Source organism: Lawsonibacter faecis (assembly GCF_014287675.1).
In the GTDB taxonomy this organism is placed as follows: Bacteria; Bacillota; Clostridia; order Oscillospirales; family Oscillospiraceae; genus Pseudoflavonifractor; species Pseudoflavonifractor faecis.
This window is the reverse complement of record NZ_JACOPQ010000016.1, coordinates 84,258-105,035: the sequence shown is the minus strand read 5'-3', so window position 1 is coordinate 105,035 and position 20,778 is coordinate 84,258. Positions and strand designations below refer to the sequence as shown.

The following is a 20,778-nucleotide window of genomic DNA, read 5'->3' as shown; positions in this document are numbered from 1 at the left end:
GACGACGCAATCAAAGGACTATCCGTCATTATTTGGGATTTTTCCCCTTCCCCATTCATTCAGTTTGCCGCCTGCTCCACTTCCTTCAGCCCCGGCATGGCGGGGATACCGCCCCGGCGTCCCACGCAGAGGGAGGCCGCGGCGTTGGCGAAGCGGGCGAAGTCCGCCGCCTCGTCCAGGCTCAGCGCCTCAGGACGTTTCCCGCTCCGGGTGAGGCGGTAGAGGAATGCGCCCCAGAAGGCGTCTCCCGCGCCGGTGGTATCCACCGCCTCCACGGGGAAAGCGGGCACCGCACGCACGCCCTGGCGGGTGGCGACCAACGCGCCCTCACCGCCCAGGGTCACCGCCACACAGGCGGGACCGGCGCGGAGCAGGCTCTCCGCCGCCCTTACCGGGTCCCCCTCACCGGTGAGGAGCACAGTCTCCTCGTCGGAGAGCTTCATCACGTCGCAGCGGGGGATGAGGCTGCGCATCTGCGCCCGGGCGCTCTCCGCGTCCGGCCATAGGGACGCGCGGTAATTGGGGTCGTAGGACACCGCCGCGCCCAGCCGCCGGGCGGCCTCCACCGCGCGGAGGGTGGCGGAGCGGGCGGGCTCGTCGGTCAGGGAGAGGGAGCCCACATGGAACACCCGGCTCTCCCCCAGGAGGGCCTCCGGCACCTCGTCGGGACGCAGGCAGGTGTCCGCCCCCGGCCTGCGGGCAAAGCTGAAGCTCCGCTCCCCGCTCCGCCCCAGGGCCACAAAGGCCAGGGTGGTGAACACGCCGCCGTCCGAAACCATGCCGGACACGTCCACCCCCTCCCCCGCCAGGGTGTCCCGGAGGAAGCCGCCGTGCATGTCCTCCCCCACCTTTCCGATAAAGGCGGCGCGGCCGCCCAGGCGGGATACGGCGCAGAGCACATTGGCCGGCGCGCCGCCGGGATTCTGCTCGAAGAGCCGCGCCCCGGCGGGAGACCGGCCGCACTCGGTAAAGTCGATGAGGGCCTCTCCCAGCGCGGTCACATCAAAGCGTTTTTCCATGGCGCTCACTCCTTGGCGGCGGGATATTCGTTACACAGCAGATAGAGCGGCGGCTCGTCCTCCTCGATGGTGGGGAAGCGGCCCTGGGTCTCGTAGAAGCGGTTGTCCGTATTGTCGTCGTTGACCATGGAAACCTCGCCGATCAGAACACTGCCGTGGCCCCGCTCAGCCCAGAAGGCGTGGTACTGCCGCTGGGGCAGGGTGATGCTCATGCCCGGGGTGAGGCGCAGGACGGTCCCGGCGGGGACGGTCTGCTCCACACCGTCCAGGTGGACGGTGACCGGAGTGTCGGCCAGTTCCTCGCCGGGCGTGGCGTTCCACACCTGGACCATCAGGTTGCCGCCGCCGCGGTTGATGATGTCCTCCATCTTGCTCCAGTGGAAATGGTTGGGGGAGAGCTGGTCCTCCCGGGAGATGAGGAGCTTCTCCGCGTAGGGCTTGGCGTACTTTGGGTTTTTCAGGCTGCCGTTGCGGATGGTGAAGAGGGCCAGGCCGATCTCCCTGAATTTTCCGTGGCCGTAGTCGGTGATGTCCCAGCCCAGCATATTGTCCCGAATCTCGTCGTACTCATGGCCCGCCTTGGCCCAGTCCTCCGCAGTCCAGTAGGCCCAGGGCGGCAGGCAGAAGTTCATGCGCCGGCAGAAGTCCGCCGCGTCGCGCAGGATGGCGTTGATTTCAGAGCGTTTCATGTCTATGCACTCCTTTTCCAATCAGTATATACGGGAACCGGCGGCGGGGCAAGTCCCCCTGCCGGTTCCCGTCGTCTTCGGCAGACTGCGGCGGGGCAAAGCCCCGCCGCAGTCCCTGTGGTTATCAGCCCACCAGGGCTTTGATGTACTGATACAGCGTGAGCGCCAGTTCCCCTCGGGAGACGGCCTCGCCCGCCTCGGCGCCTGCGCCGACGCCGTGTTCGGCGCACCAGGCGAGGGCCGCCTCGATCTCGCCGCCCTCCACGGTCTCGGCGGCGCCGGTAAGCGCCGCGTACCGGTAGAGCATGACGGACACCTGCTGCCAGGTGAGGACCATGCCGGGGGCGAAGTTTCCGCCGCCCACGCCCAGGGTCACGCCGGACTCGCCTGCCCAGGCCACGCCCGCGGCATACCAGGCGTTCTCCGGCACATCCGCAAAGCCCGGAGCGGACTCAGCCGGAGTGCCGCCGTCGATGCGGTGGAGGAGGGTGACGATGGTCGCCCGGTCCACGCTCAGCGCGGGGGAGAAGGTATCTGCGCCGGTACCCTGGAACACGCCCCGGGCTGCCAGGGCCGCGGCGGCCTCCGCCACGGCGCCCTCGGTGTCGGTAAAGCCGGCCTTGCGCTCCTCGACGCGCAGCCGGGCGGAACCGTCCAGAAGGACTCTGGCCCGGCCGTTCTCCACGGTGAAGAGGGTGAGCGCCCGCTCGGTGCCGTCCTCGTTCACCAGGATTACCACGTTGCCGCTCCCGGCGGGAATCTCAACGGTGGTGCGCTCCACCGCGTCCGGCAGGGTGACGGAGGCGGTCACGCCGCCGTCCCTGTCAATTTTGCTGTCGGCACGCACGCCGTCGGGCCGGGTCAGGATCTCGGTGCCGCTGCCGTTCTTCCTGGTGACGGCCACGGTCTTTGTCCCGTCGGGCGAGAGAGTGGTCACGGTGACGGTGCCGGTGGCCCGGTCGGTCCTGGTGGTGACCTTCGTTCCGTCGGGCAGGGTCTCGCTCTTGGTGGTGACGGAGGACGCGGGCGGGACATACACGCTGTCCGCCGGGGCGGTGGCGTGGACAATGTTGGCGTGGAGGCGCTTGCCGCCCTCGTAGAACATGTGCCATCCGCCGTCGTCGTCCTGAATGAAGCTGGGCGCGCCCGCGCGGCCGTAGTCCGGCCAGGCGCCGTCGTGGTCGGGGTCGTCCGGGTCGGGGGAGTCGACGGAGTCGTAGACCACGCCCCAGGGGATGCACTCGTCCAGGCGCTCGCCCACCTCAAAGGCGTACATATTGCCGGAGGAGGCGTGGCAGATGACGAAGTACCGCAGCTCCCCGTCCACCTCTCTGGGCATGAACCACGGGCCGGAGAAGTTGCCCTTGTACTCGCTGTCCATGGTGGGGTCCAGCAGGGCGTTCTGGACAGCCGTCCAGGTCTTGCCGTCCTCCGAGTGGGCCCAGTAGATATTGCGGTGTCCGCCCGTAGCGGTGCCGGTGACCATCAGCAGCATAATGTACTTGTTGCCCAGGCCCGGCACCTCGTGCTCGAAGACCTTGGCGTAGCTGGCCTCGTTCAGGCCGCCGCCGGTGGGGGAGAAATCGTTGGCCGTGACGCACACGCCGCCGTAGGTCCAGCTCAGCAGATCGTCGGAGGTGGCGTAGCGGGTAATGTTGTTCTCACCGTGGAAATACATGAAGTAGCAGTCGTACACGTCGTTCCACATGACGAAGGGGGAGGAGACGTGGGAGACGCTGTAGTTTTCATCCCACTCCTTGGAGACCACAGGGTTGCTGCCATACTCCACCCAGGGGCCGTCCAGGGAATTGGAGACCGCCACGCAGTTGCCTGCGGGGGCGTCGTGGGGTGCGTAGAACAGGTAGTAGCGGTAGTCTCCCAGGGCGTTCTCCACCGGGTGGTCCTTGGTGTCCACAATGGTGGGGAAGTTGAACTCCTGGGTGGGATTGTACTTATAATCCTCCAGCTCAATGGTGTACCCGTCGGGCGTAAACTGGGGGAAGCTGGGGGCGGGGCGGTCGGCTTCCACCGTATAGGCGGCGGAGTAGCGCACCCGGCCGTTGGCCTGCGCCTTCACATAGTAGGTGGTGGCGGAGAGGCCCGCAGGGATGGACAGGGCGGCGGCGGCGGTGTTGTCGGTAAAGACCGCCCCGGCGCTCACGCCGGCAACCGTGTTGTCGTTCCGGTCCACCAGGGTGATCTCCACCTGCGCGCCGTCCGCAAAGTCCCGGCCGGTGACGGTCACAGTCACGGATTTGACCTCGTTCTCCTTCTGGCTCTGGGCGGAGAGGGACACGCCGGTCACCCGGGCGGGGGACACCCCCTCGGGCAGGACCTCGCCGGAGCCCAGGCGGACGGTCTGCACATCCAGGTTGCAGCGGCCGCCGTTGTCGGCGCCCAGCCGGATGAGATCGCCGCCCTTATAGGTGGCCAGGGGCGCGTTCTCAAAGGCAAGAGCGTCGTCCACATAGAGGTCGAAGAAGTAGGCGCCGTTCTCCTGCCGGACCACGAGGGAGTAGTCGTGCCAGACCGTGGTGTCCAGCTTCATGACATACCGGCCCGTGCCGGTGGCGGAGCTGCTGACAAAGCCGTCCTTCCCATAGCCCAGGAAGATGGAGGCGAGCTGGCCGTTTGTATCCTCCGAATTAAGGCCCATGCGCACGCCGATCTCATTGGCCGCATTGTCCACCTCGCCGGCGGCCCTGGCCCTTACCTGGAGGGTAAAGCCGTCCCGGGGCAGGCGCAGCGTGGCCGGGGAGCAGGCCCAGTGGTAGAGCTTTTCACTGCCGATGCCGCTCCCGTTGGGCTTTTGGATGTTCACGTAGTCCGCATTCTGGTTGAAGGACCCTGTCTTGGAGGAAGATCTCCAGCCGTCGGCCTTCCAGTCGGGGCCCATTGCGTGGTCCATCAGGTCCCAGCGCTCCTCCTCCGGCGGGTCGACCACCGGCGGCTTGTCGCCGTCAACCAGGACCGGATCGGTGGTGTTCTCCAGCGGAAGGGCCAGGGCGGTGTTGTCCTTGACCACAATGGCGTCCTTCTGCAGATCGCTCGTTTTGGGGTTGCCGGACACATCGGTATCGGGATACGGATTGAGGCCGTAGAGGTAGCGCACCTGGCCGCTGCCGGCCACGGCGCTCTCCAGTGTGAGGCGCACGGTGGTCGCGTTCAGCCGGACCGCGGAGGCAACCGCCACCTCATTGGCATTGTCCAGCACGGAGAAGCCGGGAATATTGCCGGCGGCGGGGGTAATGTCTGTGCCGCCGCGGTGGGTGATCCTCACGTCGATGACCTTGCGGGAATCGTCGGCATACGACGCGCCGGAGATATAGGGGCCGCGGTAGTAGTCGCTCTCGCCGTAGTAGAAGAGCACGCTGTTGGCCACCCGCCTGCCGATCTCGTCCATGCCGGCCTTCCGGTAGTGGGCGGTGTCCTTCCGGGCAAACTCCATCTCCGTGGCGGCCAGGAAGAAGTTCTCTCCGTCGTCCAGGTCGTGCTGAGCGCTGCGGATGGCGGTATAGGCCGCGTCATCGGAGATGTTCGGATTGTGGGTGCCGATCTGGCAGAGGAAGATGGGCAGCTCCGGGTTGTCCAGGTCCTTGCGCAGACGGCTGAGGAGGGTCTTCATATCGCTCTCATAGGTCTCCTTGGCCACCGAGATGGCGCCGTCGGTCTCGCCCTGGTTCCAGACCGCCAGCTCCACGCCGCCCGCCGCCTTGGCGCGGGTGACGGCCTTGCCGTAGAGCGTGGCGGTGTCGTCGGGCGTGGTGTAGTACATCCAGTAGCGGGTGGGGCCGTGGGGAGGATTGGTGTAGGGGTTTGGCGCATGAAGCCCGGAGCCGGAGTCGGCCGCGGGGATGAAGCCCACGGGGATGCCCAGCTCCGCCACCAGGGCGTTGCCCATGGAGGGAACCAGGGAACCGCCCGCGCCGTCATAGGGGTCTGTCAGGTGGGTCCAATTGCACGAGCGGGTATAGTTGGCCACCAGGTCGTCGGCCGCGGTGCAGGGCCGCTCAGGCGCCTGGCCGACCATGTTGGACTGGCCGATGCACAGGATGTTGATGCCGACGCCCCACTTGTGGGCGCCCTCGGCCTCGCCGAGCACCTTGCCCTCGCCGTCCAGGGCCCGGGCCCTGAGCCTGTACCAGCCGCCCTGAGGCAGGGTGATGCTGCCGGACCAGGCCGCGCCGGCGGCGGCGTTTTCCGCCACTGTGGTCCAGTCCTTCACGACCTCGCCGCCCTCAAATTCGGTGACGCAGACCTCCACCTTGGCGGCGTCCACGCCCACCGTACCGCTGACGGCCACGACGGCGCTCCCGGTCTCGACGTCGCGCTGGATAATCTGGTGATCGCCGAAGTCCTTCACCGCGATGGGGCCTGCGGGCTGGGGCTCGCCGGAGACGGTGCGGACCACCACATCGTCGAATTTGGCCGTCGTGGTATAGGTCACAAGGCCGATCCGGCCGGCAGAGTAGGTGTCGTCCGTGGCTTCCAGCTCCTTCACGCCGTTGATCCACAGCTCGATCTGAGCGCCCCGGAAGACCATCTTCATGGTATAGGTCTTCCCGGCCTCCATTGTGTACGGCGCACTGACCAAGGCCTTCCCGTCCTTGTCTTTGCCGTTAATACGGCAGCTGATAGACAGGGTACCGTTGTTATAGGACCCGATGTAACGGTTGTTGACATCCGTGGCGCGGCCATTCAGCATGACCGACAGCTTTTGGTGGACCGCAAGCGGCGTCACCTTGACCTCCAGCTCATAATCGGTCCAGGACATATCGCCCGCAAAGGTCTGATAGCCGTTCATATCGAGCTTGCTCTGAACATAGGCTCCGTCCACAACGGACCATTCGCCGGAGACGGGCTCCCAGCCGTCGGCGCTGCCGTCGTTGAAGTCGTCCCGGAAGAGAACGCCCTGCGCGTCGCCCATGCTGCGGCAGACGAGCACCGATGCGTCCGCCGCATTCTTTGCCTTATTGGAGCGGGCAGTATAGTACATATAGAGCACCCCGCCCTCCTCCAGGAACGCGGCGTCGGCCGCGCGGCCCCGGTCCGGCTCGCCGTTGTCAATGGAATTGTAGTATCTCCCCGCCCGGGTAAAGGTGGAGAAGTCGGCGCTGAGCTTGGACCAGCCGATGTTGCCGTTGGAGTTGTGGTACACCACATAGGGCTCACCGTCCTTGACGAGGAGCCGCGGGGAGGCAATGTTCCCCTTGTCGCCTGAGTCGGGATAAACCAGCACCTTGTCATCCGGCGTCCACGTCAGGCCGTCTACGGACCATGCGCAGAAGATCTGTTTGCCGTTGGTGGTGACGTCCGTCTCCTTGAATCCGTTGCCGGTATAGAGCATGAGATACTTGTTGTTCTTACCGGGAATGGTGTACTCATAGACGCTCTGCTGGTAGGCCTGATTGCCCGCGGGGGCGTTCTTCGCCTCAAATACCGTTTTCGGATTGGTGAAGGTGACGCCGTCGGTGGACTCGGCCACCCCGATGGCGCCGGTACCCATGCTGTAGTACATCAGCATCCTGCCGTTTTCTTTGTCCCAGATGGGCCAGGGGGCGTTGACGGTTCCCGATACGCCCAGGCTCTCCTTGGTCATGACGGGCGTGCCGTTTTGGTATACCGTCCAGGGACCCTCGGGCGCGGGCGCGGTGGCCAGCGCAATGCTCTTCGTACCGCCCGCCTCGTCGGTATAGCTGAAGTAGAGATAGTAATTATCGATAGGCTTATCCAGAACGCCCTCCGCCTTAAAAACGGCAGGCAGCTCCAGATTCAGGGCCGTCTTATTGGGCGTGTCGGCATTGGTGATGATGACCTCCTTGGATGGGGCCGCCACGGTGACCGCCGCCTTGGAGCTTGCAACCTCCACATCACCCAGCTTGGCGACAACCCAGGCGGTGGCTTTCCCCTCTTTCAGGGCGGTAATTACGCCGTTTTCGTATTGAATGACGCTCTCATCGCTCACGTGATAGGTAAGGTTCAGGCCCTCGGTATTCGCCGGCACCACGCCGTTGCTCTTATCAAAGAGGTGCAGCACGGGCCGGGCGGTTCCATCCGCCAGGAGCGTGGTGTTCTCCAGCTCCAGGCCCGCCCGGGCCAGCTCGCTCTCCTCGCCGTCCTTCACCTCCACCGCGTGGACAATGTTGGTGTTCAGCCGCTTGCCCGCCTCATAGAACATATGCCAGCGGCCCTCGTCGTCCTGGATGAAGAAGGGCGCGCCGGAGCGGCCGTAGTCGGGGTAGCACTCGGGGTTAGCGTCGTCCACATTCCGCACGCCCTGGGAGTTATAGACCTCGCCCCACTCGATGCACTGGTCCAGCTTCTCCCCGACCTCGAAGGCGTACATCTCGCCGGAGGAGGCGTGGCAGATGACGAAGTAGCGCAGCTCGCCGTCCACCTCCCAGGGCATGAAGAACGGGCCGGAGAAATTGCTCTTGTACACGGGGTTGATGTCGGGATTGAGCAGGGGCTCCTGGACCGGCGTCCATTCGATGCCGTCCTTGGAGTGGGCCCAGTAGATGTTGCGGTGCATATTGTTGCCGCTGCCGGTAATCATCAGCAGCATGATGTACTTGTTGTCCAGGCCGGGGACGGTATGCTCGTAGATCCTGGCGTAGCTGGCCTCGCTGAAGCCGCTGCCGGTGGTGGAGAACTGGTTGGCGGTCACGCACACACCGCCGTATTCCCAGTTGATGAGGTCGTCGGACAGGGCGTAACGGGTGGTGGGGTTCTCGCCGTGATAGTACATAATGTACTTCCCGCTCTCCTCGTGCCACATGACATGGGGGGAGGAGATGTGGCCCACCTTATAGTTCGGCTCCCACTCGTTCTTCACCACGGGATTGTTCCCATACTCGGTCCAGGGGCCCTCCAGGGAGTTGGACACCGCCACGCAGTTGCCGCCCGGATTGTTGTGGGGGGCGTAGAAGAGATAGTAGCGGTAGGCGTTATCGCCGAGAGCATTCTTCACGGGGTGGGCCTTCGTATCCACGATGGTGGGGAAATTGAACTCCTGGGTGGGGTTGTACTTGTAGTCCGCCATGTCCACAGTGTAGCCCGTGGCGGCGAAGGTGGGGAACACGGGGGCATCCTGAGCGGTCGTGACCTTATAGGCCTCCGAGCGGAGGGTGCTCTCCCCTGCCTGGGCCGTCACATAGTACGTCCCCACGGTCAGGCCGGCGGGGATGGGCAGCGCAATGGATGCGGCGTTGTCCGTGAATGTTCCGGCGGCGGTCACGTTCTCCACCGGGTTATTGTCCACATCCACCAGCTTCACCGTCACGGCGGTGTTGTCGTCAAAGTTCTCACCGGCTACAGTCACAGTCACTGTCTTGGCCTCGTCCTCCTTCTGGCCGGAGGCGGAGAGGGACACCTTCGTCAGCTCCGGACCCTCGCCCACAGAGCCGGTGTAGGGACCCATGAGCTCGTGGAGGTCGCCCGTCCCGGCGCGGACGGACTGCACGTCCATATTGCAGCGGCCCTTGCTGTCCGCGCCCAGCCGGATGATGTCCGCCCCCGAGAGGGTCCAGGTGGATGTATGCTTCATGACCTCCCTGCCGTCCACATAGACGGTGTAGGTTTTGCTTGCCGGGTCCACCACCAGTCCGTAGTTGTGCCAGGTGGTCGTGTCCACCTGATAGAGATCGGCGAAGTTGGTCTTGATGGCCACGCCGCCGTCCTCTTTACCGTATTTGAGGTAGAGGTGGTAGAGCATGCCGCCGGTCCTGGCGGAGAATTCGTTGGCGCGCTCTCCGCTCACCGGCCCGGCCAGCCGGATGGACGCCTCAATGGAAAAGGTCCCAGACGGCAGGTCCAGCTTATCGGGGGAGGCCAGCCAGTTGTAGCTTCCATCGCCGTAACCCTTGTCGTCGCCCTTGAGGATATTGACGTAGCCGACCTTCTGGAGCAGGGTACCGCTGGCGGGGGTGTTTCCACCGATGGAGCGGAAGCCCTTGGTGTAGTCCTCCGCCGTCTCGTTCAGCAGGCCCCAGCCCCCCGCCTCGGTGACCTGCACGCGCACCTTGGGGCTGAGGACGGTCACGCCGTCCAGCGCCGCCTCCACCCAGGCGGTGGCGGTCCCGGCCTTCAGTGCGGTGATCGTGCCGTCTGCATAGCGGATGACGCTCTCGTCGCTCACGTGACAGGTCAGGTTGACGCCCTCGGCGGACATCTTCTCATTGCTCTTATCAAACAGCCGGAGTACGGGGGAAGCTGCGCCGCCCACCGTGAGAGCCGTCTCCTCCAGCTCCAGCCCAATCCGGGCCAGCCCGTGCTCCTCGCCGGGCTGCACCTCTACGGCGTGGACGGAGTTGGTGTTCAGCCGCTTGCCCGCCTCATAGAACATATGCCAGCGGCCGTCGTCGTCCCGGATGAAGCTGGCCGCGCCGGCGCGGCCGTAGTCGGGGTAGCACTCGGGGTTGGCGTCGTCCACGTTGCGAATGCCCTGGGAGCTGTAGAAGACGCCCCACTCGATGCACTCGTCCAGGTTTTTCCCCACCTCGAAGGCGTATATTTCGCCGGAGGATGCGTGGCAGATGACGAAATAGCGTCCGTCAAGCTCCATGAACCAGGGACCGGAAAGGTTGGTGCCATAGACATCGGGGTCCAGGTCTGGGTTCACCAGCGGCGTTTTGACCGCCGTCCAGTTGATGCCGTCGCTGGAGTGGGCCCAGCCGATATTGCTGTGATAGCTGCCGGATGAGATATTATGCGTGACCATCATCAGCATAATGTATTGATAGGACTCGCCCTGCACCTGTCCCTCATGGGGGAAAACCTTGGCATAGCTTGCCTGATGATAGGTCATGTCACTCGTATTGAAATCCTTGGCCTCGACGCACACGCCGCCGTAGGTCCAGTTCAGCAAATCGTCGGAGGTAGCATAGCGGGTGGTGCTGTTCTCACCGTGGTAATACATTACATAGCAGTCCTGCTCGTCCACCCACACCACTTGGGGGGAGGAGACGTGAGAGACCTTATACCAATTTTCCCCGCTGCCATCATCCTTGGGCCAAACATTGGCAACCACAGGGTTCTTTTCGTACTCCACCCAAGGGCCGTCCAAGGAGTCGGAGGCCGCGACACAGTTGCCCGCCGGTGCATCGTGGGGGGCGTAGAAGAGATAGTAGCGGAAGTCTTTCCCATACTTCTTAGTCAGCGCATTATCCACCTTGTGGCCCTTGGTGTCCACGATGGTAGGGAAATTAAACTCCTGTGTGGGATTATACTGGTAGTCCGTCATATCGATGGTATAGCCCACGGCTGCAAACTTGGGGAAGTCCGGGGCCGCATTCTCCGGCAGGGGATACTTGCCCAGCTGGTCCGCCAGATCGCCGGATCCCACGCGAATGGACTCCACATCCATGCTGCAGGTGAACCCTGTGGCGCTGCCTACCCGGATGAGGTCGCTCTTGTCCTCTACCCAGCCGGAGTAGGTCTCTAGGACCTTCTCGCCGTCCACGTAGATGGCGTAGTACACCTTGGACTTGGAACCTTCCACCTTAATCTTGGACGGATCGATGACCAGTCCGTAATTGTGCCACTGGGTGGTGTCCACTGCATAGAAGGAGGCGGGGTCGCCGTAGGTGCTGTCGTAAGTCACGCCGCCGCCGTCTTCCTTTGTACCGTACTTGAGAAAGATGGGGAAGCCCGTCTTAACGGAATTGAGGCGGAGCGCGAACTCATTGGCCCGGACGCCGTCCACGGCAACCGGGAGCCGAATGGCGGCCTCGGCAGTGATAACACCCCTGCCCGACAGGGCGGACATGCTCTGGGGGACCAAATAGCAATAGTTCGCCGCCGTGTTCGTAATATGGATATGGCCGTCCTCCTGGGTGACGGTACCGGCGGAGTTGCCGCTCTTACTGACTGTATAAGACGCAGTATAATCCCCCATCGAGGCGTCGAGCAGATCCCAGTCGGACTCCGCTGCCACCACGGTCACCTCTACCTTGGAGCTGACGGCGCTAACGCCGTCCAGCTCCGCCTCCACCCAGGCCGTGGCGGTTCCCGCCCCCAAGGCGGTGATCGTCCCGTCCTCAAAGCGGATAACCTCGGGGTTGCTGACACGAAACTTCAGAGTCAGGCCCTCCGCATCGGTGGCGAGTTGGCTGTTCTTCTTGTCAAACAGGTGGAGCACTGGCGCCGCGGTCCCGCCTGCGGTGAGGACGGCTTCCTTCTCCGCCAGTTCCAGACCCGCGCGGGCGAGCTGGTCCTCCTCCCCCGCCTGCACCTCCACTGCGTGGACGATGTTGGCGTGGAGGCGTTTGCCGCCCTCGTAGAACATATGCCAGCGCCCATTGTCGTCCTGCACTAAGCAGGGTGCGCCCGCCCGGCCGAAGTCCGGGTACGCCGCGGGGTTGAGTTCGTCCACATCGCGGGTGCCCTGAGATTCATAGAACACCCCCCAGGGGACGCACTCGTCGAGGGTGTCCCCCACCTCGAACGCGTACATATTGCCGGAGGTGGCATGGCAGATGATAAAGTTGCGGTCCTCCCAGCGCATGAACCATGCGCCGGAGAGGTTGCCCTTGTACTCGCTCGTTCCGGTGGGATCCACTAGAGGAGTCTCGACCGGCTCCCAGGTCCTTCCGTCGTTGGAATAGGCCCAGAAGATGCGGTTTACCGTCTCATGGAGCATCGTGGTCATGATGTACTTATTGCCAAGGCCGGGCACCTCATACTCGAAGACCCGGGCATAGCTGCAGTCCGTGCCCGCGGGAGAGAAGTCGGTGGCTTTGACACACACGCCGCCGTAGGTCCAATTGATGAGGTCGTCGGACGTGGCGTAACGGGTGACGGCGTTCTCGCCATGGAAATACATGAACCAGAGGCCCTCGGTATCGTTCCAGATAACGTGGGGGGAAGAGACATGGTTCACGCTGTAGTTCGGCTTCCAGTCGTTGCTGATGACGGGGTTGCCACCATACTCGGTCCAGGAGCCGTTCAGAGAGTCGGACCCCGCCACGCACAGACCCGCAGGAGCGTTGTGGGGCGCATAGAAGAGGTAGTAGCGGTAACTGCCGAAAGCGTTCTCTACCGGATGGTCCCGAGTGTCCACCACACAGGGGAAGTTGAATTCCTCGGTGGGGTCGTACTGATAATCCGCCCTCTCGATGGTATAGCCCACCGCAGCAAACGATGGGAAGTCCGGGTCCTCCCGGTCCGCATCCACCGTGTAAACGTCGGAGCGGACGCTGCCGCACTCCGCCTCGGCCTGCACGTAATAGGCGCCCGGCCCAAGAGTATCAGGAATCTCGAGGGTGAGCTCTGCCGCGTTTCCGGTCAGTGCACCGTATGCAGTCACGCCCTCTACAGGCGCATGGTCCCTGTCCAGCAGAGTCAGCGTGACCTCGGTCCCGTCGGGACAGTTCCTGCCTGTCACGGCGGCGGTCACCGTTGCCGCGGCTCCCTCCATTTGCCGATAGGAGGAGAGTTCCACGCCCAGAAGCTTTATCTGCTCGTAGGCGGGGCCGTCATAGGCGCTCAGCGCCCCGCTGGCGTCCCCGCTCCCCACTCTGACGGACTGGATGTCCAGGTCGCCCCGGGAGTTGTTGTCAACACCCATTCGCAGCAGGTCGCCAGTCTTGTTGTTGGCCCAGCCGGGCTTGCCCTCCAGAACTAACTCTCCGTCCACGTAGACGTCGTAGGTCTCACTGTCGCGGTCCACCACCAGGCCATAATTATGCCATATGGTGGTGTCCAGTACATAGGAGTCCTCCTCAGAGTAGTCATGTTGGGAGGAGATACAGCCCTCGCCCTCTCCGCCGTAGCGAAGAAAGATGGGATAGAGCACCATGTCCACGCGGGCGGAGATCTCATTGGCCCTGCCGTCCACGGGTCCCGCCGCCCGGGCGGAGACCTCCACCGTGAACACCCCCTCGGGGAAGGTGACGCCATCCTTAGGCACCAGCCAGGTGTATGCGCCGGAAGTGACGTTGTTGGGCTTGTCGTCGCCCTTGAGGATATTGACATAGCCCTCCATCTGCGTCAGCACCCCGCTGCTCGCGGTACCAGCCTCAGAGAGCTTGAATGCCTGGGTATAGTCCACGGTGTCGGCATCTAGAATGTCCCATGCCGTCTCCTCCGTACCCGTTGCCCGCACGTTGGAGGGGATGAAGCTGAGGAGCATTGCAAATGCCAGAAGCAGGGAACAAACTTTTTTCATAGTATCCTCCTTTATTTTCTTTTACTCCTCTCCGGACCGATTCGCCGTGCCGGAGGGCAGGGGTCATTCCGCCGGGAGCAGCGCCGCCATCTCCGCGCAGAGCCGGTCAAACGCGGCGCGCTCCATGGCTCCGGTGTCGATGAGATAGCGGTAGTCGTACAGATTGGGCAGGTCGGGCAGATTCAGCAGTTCCTTTGCGAAGGCGTGGGCGGCCACCTCTCCGCAGCGGTTGATCCGGGCCTTTCGGTGCAGGCCCAGGACGGACAGGGTTGTGACGGCGGGCAGCCGCTCCACGACGGAGCAATCGTTTTGATACTCCCAGAAGTGGAAGTACTCGTGGGCCAGATGGACCCGCAGGGCCTCGTCGTAGGTGAGCGCCGCCTCCCCGTCCCCGCCGCTGTGCAGGGAGAGGGCCTCGATGGAGTCCCGGTAAATTTCCACCGAGCAGCCCTCCTTCCCCATGGTGGCCTGTCCCCGGAGAATCAGCCCGTAGCTGCGTTTGCCGGAGCCCCCCTCCCGGATGGCGATGCCGCTCTCGCGGTAGAGCTCCAGTACGTCCCGCCCCGCCAGGGTCCGGGCGGTCTCCCGCCCGGCCTTCAGGGACTCGTCCACATAGAACGGCAGCTGTTCCCGTGGGATTTTATGGAAGAGCATATCGTTGGAGAGCTCGCACAGCGCCAGTACCCGTTCGTCCATGGCCGAAGTCCCTCTTTTCTCTTTATTGGTAGGCCACCGCCAGGATTTCCTCGTCGGGGGCCATCATTTCCGTCTCCACGTCCAGGATGGAGTAGAGCTGCTCCGCCGTCTGCATTCCGGTCAGGTCCAGCATCTTCTCCTTATAAAAAACAAATACCTTTGGGATGGTGGCGTTGGCGTCGGAGTAGGTGGTGTGGTCGTCCAGGAAGTGGTTGAACGCGTCCTGCCTGCGGCACTTGGGGAAGGTGATATAAGCGGCCTTCTCCCGGCGCAGGCGCACCACGCCCTCCCGGTCCACCACGGCCACGCCCTTGCGTTTGAGCTTGATAAGGCCGCCCAGGGCCTTCTTCTGCATATCGCCCTCGAAAAGGTTCCAGCGGCCGGTGCCGCAGACGTACTGAGTCTGTTCCGCCCTGGCTCCCAGGGAGTCGGCGGCGATTTTGCCCAGTTCCTCGCGGCTCAGCTCCCCCGCGCCCAGGTCCTTCTGGCGCAGCTCGGTGGCGCCGGTGGCGATGGCCCGGAGGATGTTTTTCTGCGCGTCGATCTCAATGGACACGTCCACCGTGTCCTCCTTGGCGCCCGAGCGGACAATCCGCTCGATGATGTCGGCACGGATGTGTTTGATGTCCTCGTCGGTAGGATTGGCGATGGTGCGCTCCAGCTGCTCCCGGACCATGGCCAGGGCCACGCCGATGGTGGAGATGTAGGGGGCGTTCTTCGCCATCTGGCAGCGGACCTTCATCTTTTCCGCCAGGGCGTTGACGATGACCGCACCGCTGCCGCCGCCGCCCACCAGGGAGATGAAACTGCGGTCCAGCTCATACTCGGCGATGAGGTCCTCCACCACCACGGCCAGCTTGCCCATGGCCAGGTCCATCACCTGCCGGGCGGCCTCCTCGGCGGAGACGCCCGCGTAAGCGCCCAGGGCCTCCCAGGCAGCGCGGTTGGGGGCGTCATGGCCCCGGGCATAGTCCCCGTCGGGCACGTAGCCCAGCAGGTTGGCCGCTCCGGCCAGGGTGAGGGAGTACTCCCGTCCATCCTGGGCCAGCACGGTGGCATACTCGCAGGGGTCGTCGGCCCGGGGACTCACCATCTGCACCTTTGCGGATGCAATGGCTCCGTCGGGCGCGAAGCACTCGTACTCCTTGCCCGCGATGTGGGCGCTGCGGGGGCCCACATCCACGATTTTTTTGTCCCGTACGCGGATCATGCTGCCGCCGGCCACGCCGAGGGTCCGCACATCCAGGCTCTGGAGATAGGTCTTGTGGCCGCCCACCTGGGCGTATTTGATCATGACCTTGCCGTTTTTGATGACGCTGATGTCCACACTGGTGCCGCCCGCCTCGAAGAAGATGCCGTCGGACACCTTCTCGTACATAAGGGCGCCCGCCACGCCGGCGGCCAGGCCGGAGAGCATGGTAAGGATGGGCCGCTTGCGCACCTCCTCGATGCTCATGACCCCGCCGTCGCAGCGCATGATCATCAGGTCGGACTCAATCTTGGTGTCCCGGACCGCCTGCTCGGTCATGTTGGCGGTCTCCATCATCTTGGGGATGAGGCTGGCGTTGACCACGGCGGTACGGGTGCGCATCTTGAGGCCGTAGAGCTGGCTGATCTCATGGCCGCCGGTGCAGTAGAGCCCCATCTCCTCCGCCTTGGCGATGATCTTCTGCTCGTTGGCCGGGTCGTCCACGCTGAACGCCTCGCTGGCCACAATGACCTGGGCGCCCTGATTGCGCAGGCTCCGGATGGCCTCGGCCGCGGTATCCTCGCTAAGAATCTTGCTGTCGAGGAAGGTGTGGTAGCTCTTGAGGTACTTGTGGGGGGCCAGCTCAATATCGCCTACGGCGGTCTCGCCCTTCGCGCCCCGGGCGTCCATGCCGGTGGCCATGCCCAGTATGCCCACGCTGGCCACGTCGCCCTCCAGCAGGGCGTTGGTGGCCTGGGTGGTGCCGTGGGCGATGAAGGACACGTCGCCGGGGGCGATGTGCTGCTCCTCCATCAGTTCGGAGATGATCCGCACCACACCGTGGGCCACGCCCTCCTCGTGGGTGGTGGGAATCTTTTTCTTGGCCAGCACCTCATAGGTGTCGGCATCGATGACAACTGCATCGGTGAAGGTTCCTCCAACGTCGATGCCGATCCGTACCTTTTTACTCATGGTCTTACTTTACCTCCAGGTTGTTTTAAAAAACGGCCCCCGCCCGGCCCGGAGCGGGACCGGGCAAGGGGCCGGCAGATATGCTCGATATCAGATGGAAACCATAAAGCTGGCGACGATGAGTCCCACGAAGGTGGAGACCATAATCCAGAGGATGGTCTTCTTCAGGTACTCGTTCACGTCCACCTTGGTGAAATCGCTCACCCAGACGTTGTGGGAGTTGGTGGGGTCGCAGACGGCCTGTACGTTGGAATCCAGCCGCAGGGCCACCATGGCGGCGATGGGGTTCATGCCGGAGGCGGCCAGCAGGGCCACGATGCCGCTGCCCAGGCCCCAGACGTTCAGAGGCCCGCGGTAGATGGCCAGCACGCTCAGCAGGCCGAAGACCAGGATGAACATAATCTGGTTCTGGGGGATGATGACGGAGATGACGGGCTGGAGCACCTCGGCCACCTGGGGCGCCATAACGGCCTTCAGGGTCATGCCGATGCCGATCATCAGGGCCGCCGCGCCGGCGGTATCCTGAATGCCCTCCACGAAGGCGCCGGTCACGACCTGGACGGCGTTCTTCGGGGTGGAGAGGATGAGAGTGACCACGATGCCGATGAGGATGGAGGGCACCAGGGGCATCTTCAGGGCGAAGACGAGGACCACGGGGATAATGGGGCTGATGAGGGCGATTGCGCGGACGTTCTTCTCGCTGCCGGTCTCGGCTGCGGGCATGGCCCAGGCCTTACGCACTCTGGAGCCGCGCTTGATGGAGAACACAATCCAGGCCACGGCCACCACCATCAGGGGGATGCCGCACAGCCAGGAGTAAGATGTGACGGTCTCCAGGGGGAGGCCCAGGGTGTCGATGTACACGCCCAGGGTGCCCACGCTGAAGGTGACGCCGATGCCGTTGGAGAAGAGGAGCACGGAGCCGGCGGTGATGGGGTCCACACCGGCGGAGATCATGATGGGAATGATGATGGTGCCGACCAGGATGACCATGCCCAGGCCGTTGGAGGCCGCGAAGATGAGAGAGCAGACCACCAGGAAGGCCAGCGCGATGGGCAGGGGCTTGTCGCCGGCCAGCTCGGCGGCCTTGCGGATGATGGTGCGGGTGACGCCGACCTTGGTCAGGATTTTGCCGAACCAGCCGCCGAAGATAAGTCCCGCGATGGCGGTGCTCATCCGCATGGCGCCCGCTTCCAGGACGTCGTTTGCGATGGTGAAGTCCGCGGTGGAGGAGATGAACGGGATGCCGGCCACCAGAGAGATGCCGATGGCCATGATGGGGAGTGCCAGGATGGTGGGGAGCTTGCGTGTCATCATCAGGACAACGCAGATTGCGAAGATTAGAAATATGCCGATTGCCTGTGCGATTTGCATAACTGAATCCTCCTCATTTTCTTTCTTCTATTCCCAGGCGGCCGCGCCGCCGAAGGACCGGATTTACGCCTCTTCCAGCCAGGCGCCCTGCCGTGAGAGGGCAGCGCGCAGGGTGGGGATATCCACCGTCCGCACGTCGCCGTCCCCTCCGGCGGCCATGGCCGCCGCCGTGCCCGCCGCCTGGCCCAGGGCCCCCACGGTGGGAGTGGTGCGGATGGCGGCCTGTGCCTCGAAGGTGGCGGAGACGCAGCGCCCCGTCACCAGGAGGTTGCGCAGAGCGTCGCACACCATGACGGAGTAGGGGATGGAGTAGTAGGTGCCCGGCTCGCTCATGAAGGTGCTGGCCGTACCCTCGCCGCTGGGGTTGTGGATGTCGATGGGGTAGCCCGAGTGGGCGATGGTATCGGGGAAGGTCCTGCGCGTCAGGATGTCCTCCGCCGTGAGGACGTGCCTCCCCACGAGCTGCCGTGAGCCCCGGACGCCCACCGTGGGACCGGTGAACTCCACCATGGCAGCTTCAAAGCCGGGCACATGTTCTCTCAGGAATGCGTCCAGCTCGGCGCACTGTCGGCGGCCCTCCAGCTCCGCGTCGCTCAGGCTCCAGGCGTCGGTGGCGTCGCAGCCCACGATGCGGGTGGTGTTGAGGATGTACTCGCCGGGCCGTCCCGTGCCGAACATCAGCACATTTTCCCGCCGGATGGAGAGCTTTCCCTCCTCCTTCGAGCGCCGGAACTCCTCGTCGAAGCCCTCCAGATCGAAGGGGATGTCCCGCTCGAAAAGCGCAAAGTGCGGTGCCAGCTTCCCAAACCGCTCCGGGTGAGAGAGGACGTAGGCCTTCAGCCTGGCCGTGTCCACGCCGCAGTATTTCATCTTCATGGTCATGGGCTGGGCCGCGCCGTCCTCCGGGCGGCCCTTGGTCATGGGGGCCCCGGCCCATGCGGCCACGTCACCGTCGCCGGTGGCGTCTATGTACACCTTGGCGGACACCCTGTTCAGCCCGTCCTTGTTGCAGAGCGTCAGGCTCCTGATCTCGCCGTCCGCCGTTTCCACCGCGCCGAGGAAGGTGTGGAACAGGACCTTCACCCCCGCAGAGCGCAGCTTCTCGTCCAGGACCAGCTTGAGACCCTCCGCGTCGAAGGGTGTGATGGTGCTGGTGTACTGCTTGGTGTCGGGCACATGGCCGGTGGAGTACCCCCGTCGGACCAGTTCCTGTACCAGCTCCTCCATAATGCCCCGAATGACCTGCTTCTCCCCCGCGTGGAAGGTCATCATGGGGCCCACGCCGCAGCCGGTCAGCGTGCCGCCCAGATAGCCGTCCCGCTCCACCACCAGGACCGACGCTCCGTTCCTTGCGGCGGCCAGTGCGGCGGCACAGCCTGACACGCCCCCTCCCGCCACGATTACGCCGTAGGTTTCGTCATAGAGCACAGTTCCCATCTCCGCGCCTCCCTCTTTCAAAATTTCCGAAAGAATTGGTTTAGTTTTCACTTAATTCTTTATCTCTGAAAATATTTTTCACTACCGCTGTCATTTCAGCACAAATTTCTTTTGTATTCCGGTGTTTTCTATTGTGAATAATAACATCATTTTCATAAACAGTCAACCTATTTGAAAATAATTTTTATACAATTTGAAAGTTTTTGATTTATTGACATTGCACAAAATCTGCCATTCCCCGCCGCTTTCATTGCTTTTTCTACCATTGTGTGGTATATTTTAAACACTAGCTTAACGGCCCGAAAAGGAGGGACGCCCGTGGTCTCCGCAGTCGTCGCTAAAATTATCTCCATGCAGCAGAGCCTGACGGTGAGCGAGAACGAAATCGCCCAGTATGTCATCAACAACGCGGAAACGGTGGTCTCCAGCACCATCACCGCAATCGCCAAAACCACCAATACCTCCGAGGCCAGCATCAACCGTTTCTGTAAAAAGATTGGTTTCAAGGGCTTCAATAGCTTTAAGATTGCTCTGGCACAGGAAAATTTCTATAATTCCATGAAGGATCAGTCCGACAGCGGCGCCCAGGAGGGCTTTGTGGCCACTGTGAGCAGGGACTACCGGCATATGCTGGTAAACACCACCGCCATGCTGGACGAGGACAGCGTGGTCCAGGCCGCCGCCGCCATCCGCCAAGCCCGGCACGTCTACATTTTCGGCCTGGCCTATACGGCGTTCGTCGCCCGGGAGCTGGAGTTCAAGCTGAGTATGGTGGGCCTGTTTGTCAAGGCCCTTACCGACATCAGCGACATCCGGGTCTGCGCGGGCAACGTGGGGCCGGAGGATCTGGTGATCGTCATCGCCCCTACCATTCTGGTGCGGGACCTCTACCATGCGCTGGCCGCCTGTAAGGACAAGGGTGCGGAAGTTCTCTCCATCACCAGCTACGACTCCCCCAAGCTGGCCAGTCTGGTGGACTACAAGTTCATCATCAGCGACAAGATCACCACACAGAACTCGGTTTCCATCTCCAATAACCTCATGTTCCTCTATGTGACCGACGTGCTCTACTGCGTGCTGCTGGAGAGCGACAAGGCTCTCAAGCGCAAGCGGCTGAGCAGCGACGCAATCCTCAACAGCCAGCAGACCGCCGACAATTACTTTTTTGAATTTTAACTGACGAAAAAACGGGAGCCCCCCGGGACAGCTTGAAGCTGTCCCGGGGGGCTCCCGTTT

General features: G+C 63.3%; 8 protein-coding genes. 1 reads left to right on the top strand and 7 read right to left on the bottom strand.

Features of this window, described 5'->3' with window-relative positions; all coding sequences use genetic code 11:
- Positions 1–59: 59 nt before the first annotated feature.
- From H8S62_RS16135 to H8S62_RS16105, 7 genes are all read right to left on the bottom strand, one after another.
- The gene (locus H8S62_RS16135) at positions 60–1,019 is read right to left on the bottom strand and encodes a carbohydrate kinase family protein (protein WP_155146877.1); all 960 of its coding nucleotides are present in this window, start codon (positions 1,017–1,019) and stop codon (positions 60–62) included.
- 5 nt (positions 1,020–1,024) lie between these two features.
- Positions 1,025–1,708 carry a D-lyxose/D-mannose family sugar isomerase gene (locus H8S62_RS16130; RefSeq protein WP_155146875.1) on the bottom strand — a complete coding sequence of 228 codons (684 nt, stop codon included), beginning with the start codon at positions 1,706–1,708 and terminating at the stop codon, positions 1,025–1,027.
- 124 nt (positions 1,709–1,832) lie between these two features.
- Positions 1,833–13,874, bottom strand: a complete 12,042-nt coding sequence (locus H8S62_RS16125) for a sialate O-acetylesterase (protein WP_186920272.1) — start codon at positions 13,872–13,874, stop codon at positions 1,833–1,835.
- Positions 13,875–13,937: 63 nt separating this feature from the next.
- Positions 13,938–14,570, bottom strand: a complete 633-nt coding sequence (locus H8S62_RS16120; protein WP_155146871.1) for a hypothetical protein — start codon at positions 14,568–14,570, stop codon at positions 13,938–13,940.
- 22 nt (positions 14,571–14,592) lie between these two features.
- A complete protein-coding gene (locus H8S62_RS16115; RefSeq protein ID WP_155146869.1) occupies positions 14,593–16,731 on the bottom strand; it encodes a hydantoinase/oxoprolinase family protein in 2,139 nt (712 codons plus the stop codon).
- A 90-nt stretch (positions 16,732–16,821) separates the two neighbouring features.
- Entirely contained in the window at positions 16,822–18,105 is a 1,284-nt protein-coding gene (locus H8S62_RS16110; protein WP_155146867.1) for a citrate transporter, read from the bottom strand.
- A 63-nt stretch (positions 18,106–18,168) separates the two neighbouring features.
- Entirely contained in the window at positions 18,169–19,542 is a 1,374-nt protein-coding gene (locus H8S62_RS16105; RefSeq protein WP_155146865.1) for an FAD-dependent oxidoreductase, read from the bottom strand.
- A gap of 318 nt (positions 19,543–19,860) precedes the next feature.
- Between H8S62_RS16105 and H8S62_RS16100 the strand changes: the two genes are divergently transcribed.
- Positions 19,861–20,718 (top strand): SIS domain-containing protein, encoded by an 858-nt coding sequence (locus H8S62_RS16100; RefSeq protein ID WP_173023900.1) that lies wholly within the window; start codon positions 19,861–19,863, stop codon positions 20,716–20,718.
- Positions 20,719–20,778: the final 60 nt, after the last annotated feature.